This window comes from Salinisphaera sp. T5B8 (genome assembly GCF_040361255.1).
GTDB lineage: Bacteria > Pseudomonadota > Gammaproteobacteria > Nevskiales > Salinisphaeraceae > Salinisphaera.
The window spans coordinates 37781-50893 of sequence record NZ_APNG01000018.1; the positions used below are offsets into that span (position 1 = coordinate 37781).

Below are 13113 nucleotides of genomic sequence, written 5' to 3' on the forward strand. Positions count from 1 at the left end.
CATGGCTATTGGATTGGTAGGTCGCAAGCGCGGCATGTCTCGCGTTTTCGACGAAAATGGCGTGTCCGTTCCGGTAACGGTCGTCGAAGTCGAGCCCAATCGCGTCGTTCAGATGAAGGACAGCGACAGTGACGGCTATCGCGCGATTCAGGTAACCACGGGCGAACGTCGTGCAAGTCGCGTGACCAAGGCCGCCGCCGGGCACTTCAAGAAGGCTGGCGTCGAAGCGGGTCGCGGCTTGTGGGAGTTCCGGGTCGAAGGCGAATGGCCGACGGTTCCGGTTGCTGCTCCGCAGTCGACCGAGGAAGGCGAAGAGCCGGCCGAAGCCGAACAGGTCGAGTTGGCCGTCGGTGGCGAGCTGACCGTGTCGCTGTTCTCGGAAGGGCAGATCGTGGACGTGGTCGGGCGCTCGATCGGTAAAGGTTATGGCGGCGTCATCAAGCGCCATAACTTCCGCTCGCAGCGCATGACGCATGGTAACTCCAAGGCGCACCGTGCGCCGGGTTCCATCGGCCAGAACCAGTCGCCCGGCCATGTGTTCAAGGGCAAGAAGATGTCCGGTCAGTTGGGCAATGCGCGCACCACCGTTCAGAACCTGCGGGTCGTACGTGTGGATGCAGAGCGCAACCTGATTCTGATCCAGGGCGGCGTTCCGGGCGCGAAGGGTGGTGACGTGGTCATCAGCCCCGCGGTCAAGAAGGCCGGCTAGGCCCGACTTTTACGACAGGCATAAGTCATGGAACTCAATTTGGCAACAGGCGGCAAGACGGTTTCGGTTTCCGATGCGATCTTTGCTCGTCCGTTCAACAAGGATCTGGTTCATCAGATCGTCACGGCGTATCTGGCTGGCGCTCGTGCGGGCACCAAGGCGCAGAAGAATCGTGCCGAAGTGCGCGGCGGTGGCAAGAAGCCGTGGCGCCAGAAGGGCACCGGTCGTGCCCGTGCCGGCACCATTCGCAGTCCGATCTGGACCGGCGGTGGTGTGACCTTTGCGGCGAGCCCGCGCGATTACGCGCAGAAGGTCAACCGCAAGATGTATCGCGCCGGCATGAGTGCGATCGTCTCGGAGCTGCTGCGCCAGGAGCGTTTGACGGTCATCGAGGCGCCCGCGCTGGAAGCGCGCAGCACCAAGGGTCTGCTCAAGGCGCTGTCCGATCAGAACTGCGAGGCCCGCGGCCTGATCGTGGTCTCCGAAGTCGATGACAAGCTTGGCTATTCGGCCAATAACGTTGTCGGCCTGGACGTGGTCGCCGTGAACGCGCTGGATCCGGTCGTGCTGGTCGGTGCCGAGAATGTGCTCATTACGGAAGACGCGCTGCGCGCGCTCGAAGGTTGGCTGCAATGAATCAGGAACGCATCTTTCAGATTCTGCGCGCGCCCCACATCTCTGAAAAGAGCACCGTGGTGGCCGACGCGAACAATCAGGTCGTCTTCGAAGTTGCGAATACGGCGAGCAAGGCCGAGATCAAGGCGGCGGTGGCCGCGCTTTTCGACGTCAAGGTCGAGGGCGTGAATACGGTTAACGTCAAGCCCAAGCTCAAGCGGTTCCGTGGTCGCCCGGGTGTGCGTAGTGGCTGGAAGAAGGCCTACGTCACGTTGGCCCAGGGCGAGGAAATCGATTTCCTCGACGGCGCCACCCAGTAAGCGCTCGTAGCAAGCGCCAAAAGGTAAGAAACTATGGCACTCAAGAAAGCCAAGCCGACATCCGCGGGTCGTCGCTTCGTCGTCAGCGTCAAGGATGGATCGCTGCATAACGGCAAGCCGGAATCCTCGCTGGTCGTCAAGAAGCACAAGCAGGGTGGTCGCAACAACAACGGTCGCATTACGGTGCGTCACCGTGGCGGCGGCCATCGTCAGCATTACCGCCTGGTGGATTTCAAGCGGGACAAGGATGGTGTGCCGGCCAAGGTCGAGCGCCTTGAATACGATCCGAATCGTAGCGCCAACATCGCCTTGCTGTGCTACGCCGATGGCGAGCGTCGTTACATCATCGCGCCGCGCGGGGTGACCGTTGACACGAAGATCGTGTCCGGTCCGCAGGCGCCGATTCGCCCCGGCAACGCGTTGCCGCTGGCCAGTATTCCCGTAGGCACGACCGTGCATTGCGTGGAAATGCGGCCCGGCAAGGGCGCGCAGCTGGGCCGTAGTGCCGGTGCTGCAATCCAGGTTGCGGCGCGTGCGGGCGAATATGCGGTGATCCGGCTGAAGTCCGGTGAAACGCGGCGCGTACATATCAACTGCCGTGCGACGGTAGGCGAAGTCGGCAATTACGAGCATAGCCTGCGTCAGCTCGGCAAGGCCGGCGCGAAGCGTTGGCGTGGTCGTCGCCCGACCGTTCGCGGCGTGGCGATGAACCCGGTCGATCACCCCCATGGTGGTGGTGAAGGCCGGACCAGTGGCGGTCGGCATCCGACCAGTCCCTGGGGTTGGAAGACCAAGGGTTTCAAGACGCGTGCTAACAAGCGCACCGACGGCATGATTGTTCGTCGCAGCGTCAAGCGTAAGAAGCGGTAAGCCGCGTTTTATAAAGGCACAGGAATAGCTATGCCCCGTTCAATCAAGAAAGGCCCGTTCGTCGATCTGCATCTCGCCGCCAAGGTGGAAGCAGCCGCGAACAGCAGCACCAAGCGTCCGATCAAGACGTGGTCGCGTCGCTCGATGGTGACGCCGGACATGATCGGCCTGACGATCGCCGTGCATAACGGCCGTCAGCACGTGCCGGTGTTCGTGTCGGAAAACATGGTCGGGCACAAGCTCGGCGAGTTTTCGCCGACGCGCACCTTCAAGGGCCATCTGGGCGACCGCAAGGGTTAAGGCGAGGACTTATCAATATGGAATCGTTCGCCAAACTTCGTTTCGCGCGTATCTCGCCGCAGAAAGCCCGTCTCGTCGCCGACGAGGTTCGGGGTATGCCGGTCGAGCGCGCCTTGGAGACGCTGCAGTTCTCCACCAAGAAGGCCGCACATATCGTGCGCAAGGTGCTCGAGTCGGCGGTGGCCAACGCCGAGCACAATGAAGGCGCGGATATCGACGAGCTCAAGGTCGCGACGATCATGGTCGACGAAGGTCCGACCATGAAGCGCATGAAGCCCCGTGCTCGTGGTCGTGCCGATCGGATTTTCAAGCGTACGAGTCACGTGACGATTCGCGTCGCAGACAAGTAATCGGATAAAGATATGGGTCATAAAGTACATCCTGTCGGTTTCCGTCTCGGTATCACGTCCGAGTGGAGCTCGCGCTGGTATGCCGAGAACGCCGGCTATCGCGACGCGTTGAATACGGATCTCGAGATCCGTGATTTCATTCGCGAAAAGCTGGCGCATGCCTCGGTCAGCCGTATCCAGATCGATCGTCCGGCGCGTAGCGCCCGGATCACGATTCATACGGCGCGTCCGGGCATCGTCATCGGCAAGAAGGGCGAGGATATCGACAAGCTGCGCGCGGAAGTCTCCGAGCGTATGGGCGTGCCGGTTCATCTGTCGGTCGAAGAGATTCGCCGTCCGGAACTCGATGCCCTGCTTGTGGCCCAGAACATCGCGCAGCAGCTGGAGCGTCGCATCATGTTCCGGCGCGCGATGAAACGCGCGGTCGGCAATGCGATGCGCCTCGGCGCCGGTGGTATTCGTGTCAACGTCGCCGGTCGCTTGAATGGTGCCGAAATCGCGCGTACCGAGTGGTATCGCGACGGTCGCGTGCCGCTGCATACGCTGCGTGCCGACATCGATTACGGCCTGGCTGAAGCCAAGACCACCTACGGCGTGCTCGGCGTCAAGGTCTGGATCTTCAAGGGCGAAGTGTTCGATACCGATCCCAAGATCGAAGAAAAGCCCGCCGATACCGGCGCGGCCGCGGGGTAAACAGCGATGTTGCAACCGAAACGAGTCAAATTCCGCAAGGTCCAGAAAGGCCGTAACCGCGGTCTGGCCCAGCGTGGTAACGCGGTCAGCTTTGGCGAGTATGGCCTGAAGGCGGTCGAGCGGGGTCGTCTGACCGCGCGTCAGATCGAGGCTGCTCGTCGTGCCATGACGCGTCATATCAAGCGTGGCGGCAAGACCTGGATCCGTGTGTTCCCGGACAAGCCGGTCACCAAGAAGCCCATCGAAGTTCGTATGGGTAAGGGCAAGGGCAACGTCGAGTTCTGGGTCGCCAAGGTGCAGCCCGGCTCCATGCTCTATGAAATGGAAGGCGTCAGCCGCGAAGTTGCCCAGGAGGCATTTCGTCTGGCGGCCTCGAAGCTGCCGGTGAAGACGGCCTTTGTCGAACGCAAGATTCTGTAGAGGCGAAGATGAAAGCGAAAGAATTGCGCGAGAAATCGGCCGAAGAACTGGAGAAAGAGCTGCTGTCGCTGCGTCGCGAACAGTTCAATCTGCGCATGCAGCAGGCCACGGGCCAGCTCGCGCAGACCCATCAGTTCGGCGTCATTCGTCGTGACATCGCGCGCATCAAGACTGTGCTGCGCGAAGCCGGCAAATAGGAACAGTTGAGCCATGAGCGAAACGAACGAAACCAACAATACCGCCGCCGAGCAGGAAAAGCGTCAGCGCGTACTGGCCGGCAAGGTCGTGAGTAACGCGATGGACAAGACCATCGTGGTGCTTATCGAGCGGCGCACGCAGCATCCGCTGTACGGCAAGTACATGCGTCGCAGCACGCGTTTGAAGGCGCACGATCCCGAAAACACCTGTCAGGTGGGTGATTTCGTGGAAATCGCAGAAGGCCGCCCGGTGTCGCGCCGCAAGGCGTGGTCGCTGCGGCGCGTGGTCGAGAAGGCCGGCGAATTCGATACCGCAGGATAAACGACAGCCATGATCCAGACAGAATCGGTACTCAATGCAGCCGATAACAGCGGCGCCCGCCGCGTCCAGTGCATCAAGGTGCTGGGCGGCTCGCATCGTCGTTACGCGCGCGTTGGCGACATCATCAAGGTCAGCGTCAAAGACGCGATCCCGCGTGGTCGCGTCAAGAAAGGCGAAGTGATGAATGCAGTCGTGGTGCGTACGCGTCACGGTGTTCGTCGCAACGACGGGTCGCTGATCCGTTTCGACAATAACGCTGCCGTGCTGCTCAACAACAACAATGAGCCGATCGGCACCCGTATCTTCGGGCCGGTCACGCGCGAGCTGCGTGAGAAGTTCATGCGCATCATCTCGCTTGCGCCGGAGGTTCTATGAGCTCCAGAAAGATTCGTAGTGGCGATGAAGTGATCGTCATTAGTGGCAAGGATCGCGGTCGTCGCGGCACGGTCAACCGTGTGCTGGGCGACAAGATCGTGATCGACGGCATCAACATCGCCAAAAAGCATGTGCGTCCGGATCCCAACCAGGGCATCCAGGGTGGCATTGAAGAACGCGAGATGCCGCTGCATATCTCGAACGTGATGCTGTACAACCCGGACACCCAGAAGGGTGAGCGGGTCGGTTTCAAGTGGCTGGGCGAAGGTGCGGACCGACGCAAGGTTCGTATCTACAAGTCGTCCGGCGAAGTGGTCGACGCGTAGGTGAATGACATGGAAAACGCCATGGAAAATACGAGTAAACATCCGGCGCGCTTGAAATCGGTGTACACCGATCAGATCGTCCCGAAGCTGATGGAACAGTTCGGCTTCACCAGCCCGATGGCTGCGCCGCGCGTGACCAAGATCACCCTTAACATGGGTGTCGGCGAGGCAGTGTCCGATCGCAAGGTGATCGAATCGGCGATTGCGGATATGGCCAAGATCGCCGGTCAGAAGCCGGTCATGACCCGCGCCCGCAAGTCGGTCGCAGGGTTCAAGATCCGTGAAGGCTGGCCGATCGGCTGCAAGGTCACGCTGCGTCGCCGTCAGATGTACGAATTTCTGGACCGTCTCGTGAACGTGTCCCTGCCGCGTATTCGCGATTTTCGCGGCCTGAACCCGCGTTCGTTCGACGGTCGCGGCAACTATAGCCTCGGTATTCGTGAACAGATCGTGTTCCCGGAAATCGATTACGACCGGGTCGATGCGCTGCGCGGTATGGATATCGTGATCTCGACCTCGGCCAAGAACGACGAAGAGGGGCGGGCGCTGCTGGACGGGTTCAACTTCCCGTTCCGCAAGTAAGCCGGCCCCGGAGACCCTATTATGGCAAAGAAAAGCATGATCGCCCGCGATCGCAAGCGCATGAAGCTGGTGGCGAAATACGCCGAAAAGCGCGCCGCGATCAAGGAACGTATCAACGACCCGGAGGCGACGCCGGAAGAGCGTTTCGCCGCTGCGCAGGAACTGCAGGCGCTGCCGCGCGATGCGAGCCCCACGCGGGTTACGCGTCGCTGTCAGGCGACCGGTCGTCCGCGCGGTGTTTACCGTAAGTTCGGGCTCTCGCGCAACAAATTGCGGGAAGCCGCAATGCGCGGTGAAGTGCCCGGTCTCGTTATGTCCTCCTGGTAGGCCACAGAAAAAGGTATCGGTACGCATGAGTATGACTGACCCTATTGCCGACATGCTGACCCGTATTCGTAACGGGCAGTCGGCAGACAAGGAAAGCGTCGAAATGCCCTCCTCCAAGCTGAAGCTGGCGATCGCCCAGGTTCTGCAGGACGAGGGGTATATCTCCGGATTCGAAACCATCGACCTGGATGGCAAGCCGCGTTTGCGCGTCGAGCTTAAGTATTTCCAGGGGCATGGCGTGATCGAGCACATCGAGCGCGTGTCCAAGCCCGGTCTTCGGATCTATCGCGGCAAGAAGGATGTCCCGTCGGTCGTCGGCGGCCTTGGCATCTCGATCGTGTCCACGTCGCAGGGCGTGATGACCGATCGCGCGGCCCGCGAAGCCGGTCACGGCGGCGAGATTCTCTGCTACGTGTCGTAAGACGCGTCGAGCAACGCACAGGAAGTTCGAATATGTCCAGAGTAGCTAAGGCCCCGGTCAGCCTGCCTAGCGGCGTGGAATGCAACGTCGCCGCGCGCGATGTGCGGGTCAAGGGCAAGAACGGCGAGCTCAGCTTTCGCCTGCCGGAAGGCGTCGATGTCGAGGTCGCCGACGGCCAGGCAACGGCCAAGCCCACCGGCCGCAAGCCGAATATGGCGATGGCGGGCACGGTGCGTGCCACCGTGGCCAACATGGTCAAAGGCGTAAGCGAAGGCTTCGAGCGCAAGCTCGAGCTGGTTGGCGTGGGTTATCGTGCCCAGGCTCAGGGCGACACGCTCAACCTGTCGCTCGGTCTGTCGCATCCGGTCGCCTACAAAATGCCCCAGGGCGTAACCGTGGCGACGCCGAGCAATACCGAGATCGTGCTGACCGGCGCGGACAAGCAGGTGGTCGGCCAGGCGGCTGCGGAAATCCGCAACTACCGCCCGCCGGAGCCATACAAGGGCAAGGGTATTCGCTACGCCGACGAGCGCGTGGTTCGCAAGGACGCGAAGAAGAAGTAATCAACGGCGCGTTTCATTTACCGCCAACAACAGATTCATTACGCCATGCACAAGAAATCGATTTCGCGACTGCGTCGTGCCCGTCGGGGCCGCATGCACATGCGCAACCTGGGCGCGCATCGTCTGTCCGTACACCGCACGCCGCAGCATATCTATGCCCAGATCGTGGCCCCCGACGGTTCGCGTACCATCGCGAGCGCGTCGACGGTCGAAAAGAGCCTGCGCGAGGAATGTGGCAAGACCGGCAATTGCGACGCCGCGCGCCTTATCGGGCGTACGATCGCCGACCGCGCCAAGGCCGCAGGTGTCGAGGCTGTCGCCTTCGATCGCTCGGGTTTCGCCTATCACGGTCGAGTCAAGGCACTCGCCGACGCCGCGCGTGAAAGCGGCCTGCAGTTCTAACGGGATTTTTCGCAATGGCAACACGTAACGAACAACGCACCGAAGGCGATCTGCTCGAAAAGCTGATCACCGTCAATCGCGTGGCCAAGGTCGTCAAGGGTGGCCGTCAGTTCGGCTTCACCGCACTGACCGTGGTCGGTGACGGCGAAGGCCGCGTCGGCTTTGGTTATGGCAAGGCGCGTGAAGTGCCGCTGGCCATCGCCAAGGCGATGGAAGCCGCGCGCAAGAGCATGATTCGAGTCCAGATCAAGGAAGGCTCGACCCTTCAGCACGCCATTATCGGCCGCCACGGCGCGACCAAGGTGATCATGCGTCCGGCCTCCGAAGGTACCGGCGTGATTGCGGGTGGCGGCATGCGTGCCGTATTCGAAGTCGCCGGCGTGAGCAACGTGCTCGCCAAGAGCTACGGTTCGCGTAACCCGATCAACCTCGTGCGCGCCACGATCAACGGGCTGCGTGAAATGCACGACCCCGAGTTCATCGCGGCCAAGCGCGGCAAGTCGGTCGAAGAAATCACCGCTTAACGGAGAGCGCGCGATGGCCAATCAAATCACGATCAAACTTATCAAGAGTCCGATTGGACGGGTCAAGCGTCATCGCGCCTGTGTGCGCGGGTTGGGCCTGCGTCGGATGCATCATCAGGTGACGGTGGCGGATACGCCGGAAAACCGGGGCATGATCAACAAGATCGTCGACATGCTCGCGATCCAGGAGTCGTAGGATGAAACTCAACGATCTTCAGCCGAGTGACGGCGCGCGCCAGCAGCGCAAGCGCGTCGGCCGGGGTCCGGGTTCGGATCTGGGCAAGACCGCGGGTCGCGGTCACAAGGGCCAGAAGTCGCGTAGCGGCGGTTACACCAAGGTGGGCTTCGAAGGCGGTCAGATGCCGCTGCAGCGTCGCGTGCCCAAGCGCGGTTTCCGCAGCCCGGTGGACGCGCCCGCCGAAGTGCGCCTGGACAATCTCAATCGTCTCGAAGGCGATGTGGATCTGGCCGCCCTGAAGGCCGCGGGTATCGTTTCGCGCGATGCGCGTCGTGCCAAGGTCATCGCCTCCGGCGAAGTGACCGTGGCCGTTAACCTCAAGGGCGTGGCCGCCACGGCCGGCGCGGCCAAGGCGATCGAAGCGGCTGGCGGCAGCGTCGCCGAGTAATCATGGCGAAGCGGCCCAACACTGCAGCGCCCGGCGGCTCCAACCCGAACTCGGGAAGCCTTACGGAAGTGCGTCAGCGCCTGCTGTTTCTGGTGGGCGCGCTGATCGTGTTCCGTATCGGCACCTTCATTCCGGTGCCCGGTATCGATCCGGCCCAGCTCGCGCGTCTGTTCGAGCAGCAGTCGGGCACGATTCTCGATGTCGGCGTCATGTTCACCGGCGGTGCGCTCAAGCGTCTGTCGATCTTTGCGCTCGGGGTGATGCCCTATATCTCGGCCTCGATCATCATGCAATTGATGACCGCGACCGTGCCGGCGCTCAAGGATCTCAAGAAGGAAGGCGAGGCGGGTCGCCGCAAGATTACCCAGTACACGCGTTACGGTACGGTGGCCTTGGCCTCGTTCCAGTCCATTGGTACCGGTATCGCGTTGTGGAATCAGGGGATCGCGCAGAGCGGCACGAGTGAATTCAGTTTCATCTTCACCACCGCGGTGTGTCTGACGACCGGCGCGATGTTTTTGATGTGGCTGGGTGAGCAGGTCACCGAGCGTGGTATCGGCAACGGTATTTCGATGCTGATCTTCGCCGCGATCGTCGCCGGGCTGCCGTCGGCGATTGGCGGCACGCTGGATCTGGTGCGTACGGGTGAACTGAGCATTTTCTTCGTGATCGCCCTGTTTGTGGGTGCGATGGCGGTGCTGGCGTTTGTCGTGTTCGTCGAACGCGGCCAGCGGCGTATTCCGGTTCATCATGCCCAGCGCCAGCGCGGGCGCAAGATGTATGCGGCTCAGACCCAGCATCTGCCGTTGAAGCTGAACATGGCCGGTGTGATCCCGCCGATCTTTGCGTCGAGCATCATTCTGTTCCCGGCCACGGTCGTACGCTTTCTTGGCGAAGGCGGTTCGGTGGCCAACTGGGTGTCGAACGCAATCGCGCCGGGGCAGCCGCTGTATGTGCTGTTCTATTCGCTGATGATCGTGTTCTTCTGCTTTTTCTATACCGCGCTCGTGTTCGATTCGCGGGAAACGGCAGAAAACCTGAAGAAGTCGGGCGCGTTCATTCCTGGTGTGCGTCCCGGTATCCAGACGGCGAATTACATCGATACGGTGCTCACACGGTTGACCGTGGCGGGCGCGGTATATGTGACCGCGGTCTGTCTGCTGCCCGAGCTGCTGATTCTTCAGTACAACGTGCCGTTCTATTTCGGCGGTACCTCGTTGCTGATCATCGTGGTCGTGGTCATGGATTTCATGGCCCAGCTACAGGCGCATCTGATGTCGCATCAGTACGAAGGGTTGATGAAGAAGAACAACCTGAAATCCCAGGGTCGTGGCGGCGCCGGCATGCTTCGCTAGTCACGGCCGGACAAGCGCACAACGGTTACACCACCGGCCATAAACGATGGCCGGCGAGATGTCAGAGGTAGGACATGAAAGTTAGAGCATCGGTTAAGAAAATTTGCCGCAACTGCAAAGTCATCCGGCGCAACGGTGCCGTGATGGTCATCTGCTCGACCGACCCGCGCCATAAGCAGCGCCAGGGTTAGTCGAAAAACCTTGTAATCACAGAACAGAAAGGCTATATTGGCGGGCTTTTCAACGGTTGAATATTCGCTTGGCGCGGCAGCGCCGGCGACAACCATTGCCCGATAGCTGGGAGATCAATCGAATGGCGCGAATCGCTGGAGTTAACCTCCCGATCAACAAGCATGCGGTGGTGGCGTTGACGTCGCTGTACGGCATCGGGTTTACGCGGGCTCGCGAAATCTGTGCCGCCTCGAATGTGGCGACCGATACCAAGATCAAGGATCTCACCGAGGGTGAGGTCGAAGCGCTGCGAGCGCAGGTTCAGCAGTACACGATCGAGGGCGATCTGCGTCGCGAAATCTCGATGAACATCAAGCGACTGATGGATCTGGGCTGCTATCGCGGTCTGCGTCATCGTCGTGGTCTTCCGGTGCGCGGACAGCGCACCAAAACCAATTCGCGCACGCGTAAGGGCCCGCGTCGGCCCATTCGCCGCTAGTTCGTTCTCGCACGAGAGTACAGGTAACGCTTTATGGCGACAGGCACGTCTTCCACAGCATCTCGCACGCGCAAGGCGCGTGCACGTCGTAACGTCACGGACGGTATCGCGTTCGTGTATGCGACTTTCAACAACACGATCATCACGATCTCTGACCGTCAGGGCAATGTGTTGTCGTGGTGCACCTCGGGCAGCTGTGGCTTCAAGGGTTCGCGCAAGAGCACGCCGTTTGCGGCTCAGGTCGCGGCCGAACGCGCAGGTGAAGGCGCGGCGCAGTATGGCGTGAAGAATCTCGAGGTACGGGTCAAGGGCCCCGGCCCGGGCCGTGAAGCGGCGGTACGTTCGCTCAATGGCGCTGGCTTCAAGGTGACCGGCATCATCGACGTGACGCCGATCCCGCACAATGGCTGTCGTCCGCCCAAGAAGCGCCGCGTCTAGCGCGCTCGGGCGATCGAACCGGAACAGGTAGAGAACAATGGCTAAGTACACAGGACCGAAATGCAAGCTTTCGCGCCGGGCAGGCACTGACCTGTTCCTCAAGGGGCGCGGTCGCTCGCTGGAAGGCAAGTGCAAGATCGATACGCCGCCGGGCGCCCAGGGCACCCAGCGCCGTCAGCGACTGTCGGACTACGCCCTGCAGCTGCGCGAGAAGCAGAAGCTGCGGCATATGTACGGCGTGCTGGAAAAGCAGTTCCGCAACTACTACAAGAAGGCCGCGCAGAACAAGGGCGCGACCGGCGTAGTGCTGTTGCAGCAGCTGGAAACGCGGCTCGACAACGTCGTCTATCGCATGGGTTTTGCGTCCACGCGTGCCGAGGCTCGTCAGCTGGTCAACCACAAGGCCGTGGCGGTCAACGATTACCCGGTGAATATCCCGTCCTATGAAGTCAAGGTCGGCGATACGGTGGCGATTCGTAATCGCGCCAAGCACCAGCCCCGGATCATCGAGTCGTTGCAGGTTGCTTCGCAGCTTGGCCTGAGCGAGTGGGTCGAAGTCGATGAAAAGGCGCTCAAGGGCACGTTCAAGGCGGTCCCCGATCGCGATCAGGTTTTGCCGGATATCAACGAGAATCTGGTCGTCGAGCTTTACTCGAAGTAATAGGCGCTGTCTTAGACAGCAAGAGGTATTTGCATTATGCAGTCCAGTGAATTGCTGAAACCGCGCCTGGTCGAGGTGGAACGGGCGAACGAGCGGCGTGCCAAGATCGCACTTGAGCCGCTCGAGCGGGGCTACGGCCATACGCTCGGCAACGCGATTCGGCGGATTCTGCTGTCCTCGATTCCCGGGGCGGCGATCACCGAAGTCAAGATCGATGGCGTGCTGCACGAGTACACCACAGTCGAAGGTATGCAGGAAGACGTCATCGACGTCCTGCTCAACCTAAAGAACGTCGCGGTGCGTATGCATTCGCGTGACGAAGCCGAGCTGCACCTGCACAAAAGCGGTGAAGGCCCGGTCACGGCGGGCGATATCACGACCGATCACGATGTCGAAATCGTGAATCCGGATCTCGTGATCGCCCATCTGACCAGTGGCGAGCTGCGCATGAGCATGAAGGTCGAGCGCGGCCGTGGCTATCAGCCGGCGCAGAGCAAGTCGGAGCCCGGTGAAGAAGACACCGGCGCCAGCGAAATCGGCGCGCTGCGTCTTGATGCGAGCTTCAGCCCGATTCGTCGCGTGAGCTATGCGGTCGAGCGTGCGCGTGTTGAACAGCGCACCGACCTCGACAAGCTCGTGCTGGATATCGAGACCAATGGCAGTGTCGAGCCGGAAGACGCGGTACGTACCGCGGCGGCCACGCTTTACGACCAGCTGTCGGTGTTCGTCGATCTGGAAGCGCGCGAGGAGTCGACCCGCAAGGGCGAGACCGGCAAGACCGATCCGACCCTGCTCAAGCCGATCGAAGACCTCGAGCTGACGGTGCGCTCCACCAACTGCCTCAAGGCAGAAGACATCCACTACGTGGGCGATCTGGTTCAGCGTACCGAAACCGAGCTCATGCGCACGCCGAACCTCGGCAAGAAGTCGCTGACCGAAATCAGCGAAGTCTTGGCAGAGCACGGTCTCAAGCTCGGTATGACGGTCGAGAACTGGCCGCCGGCCGAACTCGAAAAAGCCTAGCGTTTTTTCGCGAATATAGACTAA

At 61.1% G+C, this 13113-nt stretch carries 26 protein-coding genes; all 26 read left to right on the forward strand.

The window, feature by feature from the left end:
- The first annotated feature begins 1 nt into the window (after position 1).
- The gene (gene rplC / locus T5B8_RS15230; protein WP_353180112.1) at positions 2-709 is read left to right on the forward strand and encodes a 50S ribosomal protein L3; all 708 of its coding nucleotides are present in this window, start codon (positions 2-4) and stop codon (positions 707-709) included.
- A gap of 27 nt (positions 710-736) precedes the next feature.
- Entirely contained in the window at positions 737-1345 is a 609-nt protein-coding gene (gene rplD / locus T5B8_RS15235) for a 50S ribosomal protein L4 (protein ID WP_006913630.1), read from the forward strand.
- Positions 1342-1644, forward strand: coding sequence for a 50S ribosomal protein L23 (gene rplW / locus T5B8_RS15240; RefSeq protein ID WP_353180113.1), 303 nt, complete (start codon positions 1342-1344; stop codon positions 1642-1644). Before rplD ends, rplW begins: the two co-directional genes overlap by 4 nt.
- Positions 1645-1677: 33 nt before the next feature.
- Positions 1678-2514: a 50S ribosomal protein L2 gene (rplB, locus tag T5B8_RS15245; protein ID WP_353180115.1), complete on the forward strand. Its 837-nt coding sequence runs from the start codon at positions 1678-1680 to the stop codon at positions 2512-2514.
- Positions 2515-2544: 30 nt separating this feature from the next.
- Positions 2545-2814 carry a 30S ribosomal protein S19 gene (gene rpsS, locus T5B8_RS15250; protein ID WP_006913633.1) on the forward strand — a complete coding sequence of 90 codons (270 nt, stop codon included), beginning with the start codon at positions 2545-2547 and terminating at the stop codon, positions 2812-2814.
- 17 nt (positions 2815-2831) lie between these two features.
- The gene (gene rplV / locus T5B8_RS15255) at positions 2832-3164 is read left to right on the forward strand and encodes a 50S ribosomal protein L22 (RefSeq protein WP_353180117.1); all 333 of its coding nucleotides are present in this window, start codon (positions 2832-2834) and stop codon (positions 3162-3164) included.
- Positions 3165-3176: 12 nt separating this feature from the next.
- Positions 3177-3857, forward strand: coding sequence for a 30S ribosomal protein S3 (gene rpsC / locus T5B8_RS15260; RefSeq protein ID WP_006913635.1), 681 nt, complete (start codon positions 3177-3179; stop codon positions 3855-3857).
- A gap of 6 nt (positions 3858-3863) precedes the next feature.
- Positions 3864-4277, forward strand: a complete 414-nt coding sequence (gene rplP / locus T5B8_RS15265; RefSeq protein ID WP_006913636.1) for a 50S ribosomal protein L16 — start codon at positions 3864-3866, stop codon at positions 4275-4277.
- Positions 4278-4285: 8 nt separating this feature from the next.
- Entirely contained in the window at positions 4286-4474 is a 189-nt protein-coding gene (gene rpmC, locus T5B8_RS15270) for a 50S ribosomal protein L29 (protein WP_006913637.1), read from the forward strand.
- Between the two features lie 13 nt (positions 4475-4487).
- Positions 4488-4796: a 30S ribosomal protein S17 gene (gene rpsQ / locus T5B8_RS15275; RefSeq protein WP_353180119.1), complete on the forward strand. Its 309-nt coding sequence runs from the start codon at positions 4488-4490 to the stop codon at positions 4794-4796.
- A 9-nt stretch (positions 4797-4805) separates the two neighbouring features.
- Entirely contained in the window at positions 4806-5171 is a 366-nt protein-coding gene (gene rplN, locus T5B8_RS15280; RefSeq protein WP_006913639.1) for a 50S ribosomal protein L14, read from the forward strand.
- Positions 5168-5497, forward strand: a complete 330-nt coding sequence (gene rplX / locus T5B8_RS15285) for a 50S ribosomal protein L24 (RefSeq protein WP_006913640.1) — start codon at positions 5168-5170, stop codon at positions 5495-5497. The genes rplN and rplX overlap by 4 nt, the downstream gene beginning before the upstream one ends.
- A 21-nt stretch (positions 5498-5518) precedes the next feature.
- Positions 5519-6079, forward strand: a complete 561-nt coding sequence (rplE, locus tag T5B8_RS15290; RefSeq protein WP_040608321.1) for a 50S ribosomal protein L5 — start codon at positions 5519-5521, stop codon at positions 6077-6079.
- Positions 6080-6100: 21 nt separating this feature from the next.
- Positions 6101-6406 (forward strand): 30S ribosomal protein S14, encoded by a 306-nt coding sequence (rpsN, locus tag T5B8_RS15295; RefSeq protein ID WP_006913642.1) that lies wholly within the window; start codon positions 6101-6103, stop codon positions 6404-6406.
- Between the two features lie 25 nt (positions 6407-6431).
- Positions 6432-6827 carry a 30S ribosomal protein S8 gene (rpsH, locus tag T5B8_RS15300; RefSeq protein ID WP_353180122.1) on the forward strand — a complete coding sequence of 132 codons (396 nt, stop codon included), beginning with the start codon at positions 6432-6434 and terminating at the stop codon, positions 6825-6827.
- Positions 6828-6859: 32 nt separating this feature from the next.
- Complete coding sequence (rplF, locus tag T5B8_RS15305) at positions 6860-7390, forward strand: 50S ribosomal protein L6 (RefSeq protein WP_353180124.1); 531 nt, start codon at positions 6860-6862, stop codon at positions 7388-7390.
- A 45-nt stretch (positions 7391-7435) separates the two neighbouring features.
- A complete protein-coding gene (gene rplR, locus T5B8_RS15310; protein ID WP_353180125.1) occupies positions 7436-7792 on the forward strand; it encodes a 50S ribosomal protein L18 in 357 nt (118 codons plus the stop codon).
- A gap of 14 nt (positions 7793-7806) precedes the next feature.
- Positions 7807-8316 carry a 30S ribosomal protein S5 gene (rpsE, locus tag T5B8_RS15315; RefSeq protein WP_353180126.1) on the forward strand — a complete coding sequence of 170 codons (510 nt, stop codon included), beginning with the start codon at positions 7807-7809 and terminating at the stop codon, positions 8314-8316.
- 13 nt (positions 8317-8329) lie between these two features.
- Positions 8330-8512 (forward strand): 50S ribosomal protein L30, encoded by a 183-nt coding sequence (gene rpmD, locus T5B8_RS15320; protein WP_353180128.1) that lies wholly within the window; start codon positions 8330-8332, stop codon positions 8510-8512.
- A 1-nt stretch (position 8513) separates the two neighbouring features.
- Positions 8514-8942, forward strand: a complete 429-nt coding sequence (gene rplO / locus T5B8_RS15325; protein WP_353180130.1) for a 50S ribosomal protein L15 — start codon at positions 8514-8516, stop codon at positions 8940-8942.
- A 2-nt stretch (positions 8943-8944) separates the two neighbouring features.
- A complete protein-coding gene (gene secY, locus T5B8_RS15330) occupies positions 8945-10297 on the forward strand; it encodes a preprotein translocase subunit SecY (protein WP_353180132.1) in 1353 nt (450 codons plus the stop codon).
- A gap of 74 nt (positions 10298-10371) precedes the next feature.
- A complete protein-coding gene (gene rpmJ, locus T5B8_RS15335; RefSeq protein ID WP_006913650.1) occupies positions 10372-10488 on the forward strand; it encodes a 50S ribosomal protein L36 in 117 nt (38 codons plus the stop codon).
- 122 nt (positions 10489-10610) lie between these two features.
- Entirely contained in the window at positions 10611-10967 is a 357-nt protein-coding gene (gene rpsM, locus T5B8_RS15340; RefSeq protein ID WP_353180133.1) for a 30S ribosomal protein S13, read from the forward strand.
- Positions 10968-11000: 33 nt separating this feature from the next.
- Positions 11001-11405 carry a 30S ribosomal protein S11 gene (gene rpsK, locus T5B8_RS15345; protein ID WP_006913652.1) on the forward strand — a complete coding sequence of 135 codons (405 nt, stop codon included), beginning with the start codon at positions 11001-11003 and terminating at the stop codon, positions 11403-11405.
- Positions 11406-11442: 37 nt separating this feature from the next.
- Positions 11443-12066: a 30S ribosomal protein S4 gene (gene rpsD, locus T5B8_RS15350; RefSeq protein ID WP_353180135.1), complete on the forward strand. Its 624-nt coding sequence runs from the start codon at positions 11443-11445 to the stop codon at positions 12064-12066.
- Positions 12067-12102: 36 nt separating this feature from the next.
- On the forward strand, positions 12103-13089 hold the full coding sequence (locus tag T5B8_RS15355) for a DNA-directed RNA polymerase subunit alpha (protein ID WP_353180136.1): 987 nt from the start codon (positions 12103-12105) through the stop codon (positions 13087-13089).
- Positions 13090-13113: the final 24 nt, after the last annotated feature.

What these genes read in the sequence shown, in the direction of transcription:
- secY (WP_353180132.1), top strand. Translation starts at nt 8,945, where the DNA reads ATGGCGAAGCGGCCCAACACTGCAGCGCCCGGCGGCTCCAACCCGAAC.
- rpsN (WP_006913642.1), top strand. Translation starts at nt 6,101, where the DNA reads ATGGCAAAGAAAAGCATGATCGCCCGCGATCGCAAGCGCATGAAGCTG.
- rplW (WP_353180113.1), top strand. Translation starts at nt 1,342, where the DNA reads ATGAATCAGGAACGCATCTTTCAGATTCTGCGCGCGCCCCACATCTCT.
- rpsM (WP_353180133.1), top strand. Translation starts at nt 10,611, where the DNA reads ATGGCGCGAATCGCTGGAGTTAACCTCCCGATCAACAAGCATGCGGTG.
- rpsK (WP_006913652.1), top strand. Translation starts at nt 11,001, where the DNA reads ATGGCGACAGGCACGTCTTCCACAGCATCTCGCACGCGCAAGGCGCGT.
- rplR (WP_353180125.1), top strand. Translation starts at nt 7,436, where the DNA reads ATGCACAAGAAATCGATTTCGCGACTGCGTCGTGCCCGTCGGGGCCGC.
- rpmD (WP_353180128.1), top strand. Translation starts at nt 8,330, where the DNA reads ATGGCCAATCAAATCACGATCAAACTTATCAAGAGTCCGATTGGACGG.
- rpsD (WP_353180135.1), top strand. Translation starts at nt 11,443, where the DNA reads ATGGCTAAGTACACAGGACCGAAATGCAAGCTTTCGCGCCGGGCAGGC.
- rpsC (WP_006913635.1), top strand. Translation starts at nt 3,177, where the DNA reads ATGGGTCATAAAGTACATCCTGTCGGTTTCCGTCTCGGTATCACGTCC.
- rplO (WP_353180130.1), top strand. Translation starts at nt 8,514, where the DNA reads ATGAAACTCAACGATCTTCAGCCGAGTGACGGCGCGCGCCAGCAGCGC.
- rplV (WP_353180117.1), top strand. Translation starts at nt 2,832, where the DNA reads ATGGAATCGTTCGCCAAACTTCGTTTCGCGCGTATCTCGCCGCAGAAA.
- T5B8_RS15355 (WP_353180136.1), top strand. Translation starts at nt 12,103, where the DNA reads ATGCAGTCCAGTGAATTGCTGAAACCGCGCCTGGTCGAGGTGGAACGG.
- rplC (WP_353180112.1), top strand. Translation starts at nt 2, where the DNA reads ATGGCTATTGGATTGGTAGGTCGCAAGCGCGGCATGTCTCGCGTTTTC.
- rplB (WP_353180115.1), top strand. Translation starts at nt 1,678, where the DNA reads ATGGCACTCAAGAAAGCCAAGCCGACATCCGCGGGTCGTCGCTTCGTC.
- rplX (WP_006913640.1), top strand. Translation starts at nt 5,168, where the DNA reads ATGAGCTCCAGAAAGATTCGTAGTGGCGATGAAGTGATCGTCATTAGT.
- rplE (WP_040608321.1), top strand. Translation starts at nt 5,519, where the DNA reads ATGGAAAATACGAGTAAACATCCGGCGCGCTTGAAATCGGTGTACACC.
- rpmJ (WP_006913650.1), top strand. Translation starts at nt 10,372, where the DNA reads ATGAAAGTTAGAGCATCGGTTAAGAAAATTTGCCGCAACTGCAAAGTC.
- rpsE (WP_353180126.1), top strand. Translation starts at nt 7,807, where the DNA reads ATGGCAACACGTAACGAACAACGCACCGAAGGCGATCTGCTCGAAAAG.
- rplP (WP_006913636.1), top strand. Translation starts at nt 3,864, where the DNA reads ATGTTGCAACCGAAACGAGTCAAATTCCGCAAGGTCCAGAAAGGCCGT.
- rpmC (WP_006913637.1), top strand. Translation starts at nt 4,286, where the DNA reads ATGAAAGCGAAAGAATTGCGCGAGAAATCGGCCGAAGAACTGGAGAAA.
- rpsS (WP_006913633.1), top strand. Translation starts at nt 2,545, where the DNA reads ATGCCCCGTTCAATCAAGAAAGGCCCGTTCGTCGATCTGCATCTCGCC.
- rplN (WP_006913639.1), top strand. Translation starts at nt 4,806, where the DNA reads ATGATCCAGACAGAATCGGTACTCAATGCAGCCGATAACAGCGGCGCC.
- rplF (WP_353180124.1), top strand. Translation starts at nt 6,860, where the DNA reads ATGTCCAGAGTAGCTAAGGCCCCGGTCAGCCTGCCTAGCGGCGTGGAA.
- rplD (WP_006913630.1), top strand. Translation starts at nt 737, where the DNA reads ATGGAACTCAATTTGGCAACAGGCGGCAAGACGGTTTCGGTTTCCGAT.
- rpsQ (WP_353180119.1), top strand. Translation starts at nt 4,488, where the DNA reads ATGAGCGAAACGAACGAAACCAACAATACCGCCGCCGAGCAGGAAAAG.
- rpsH (WP_353180122.1), top strand. Translation starts at nt 6,432, where the DNA reads ATGAGTATGACTGACCCTATTGCCGACATGCTGACCCGTATTCGTAAC.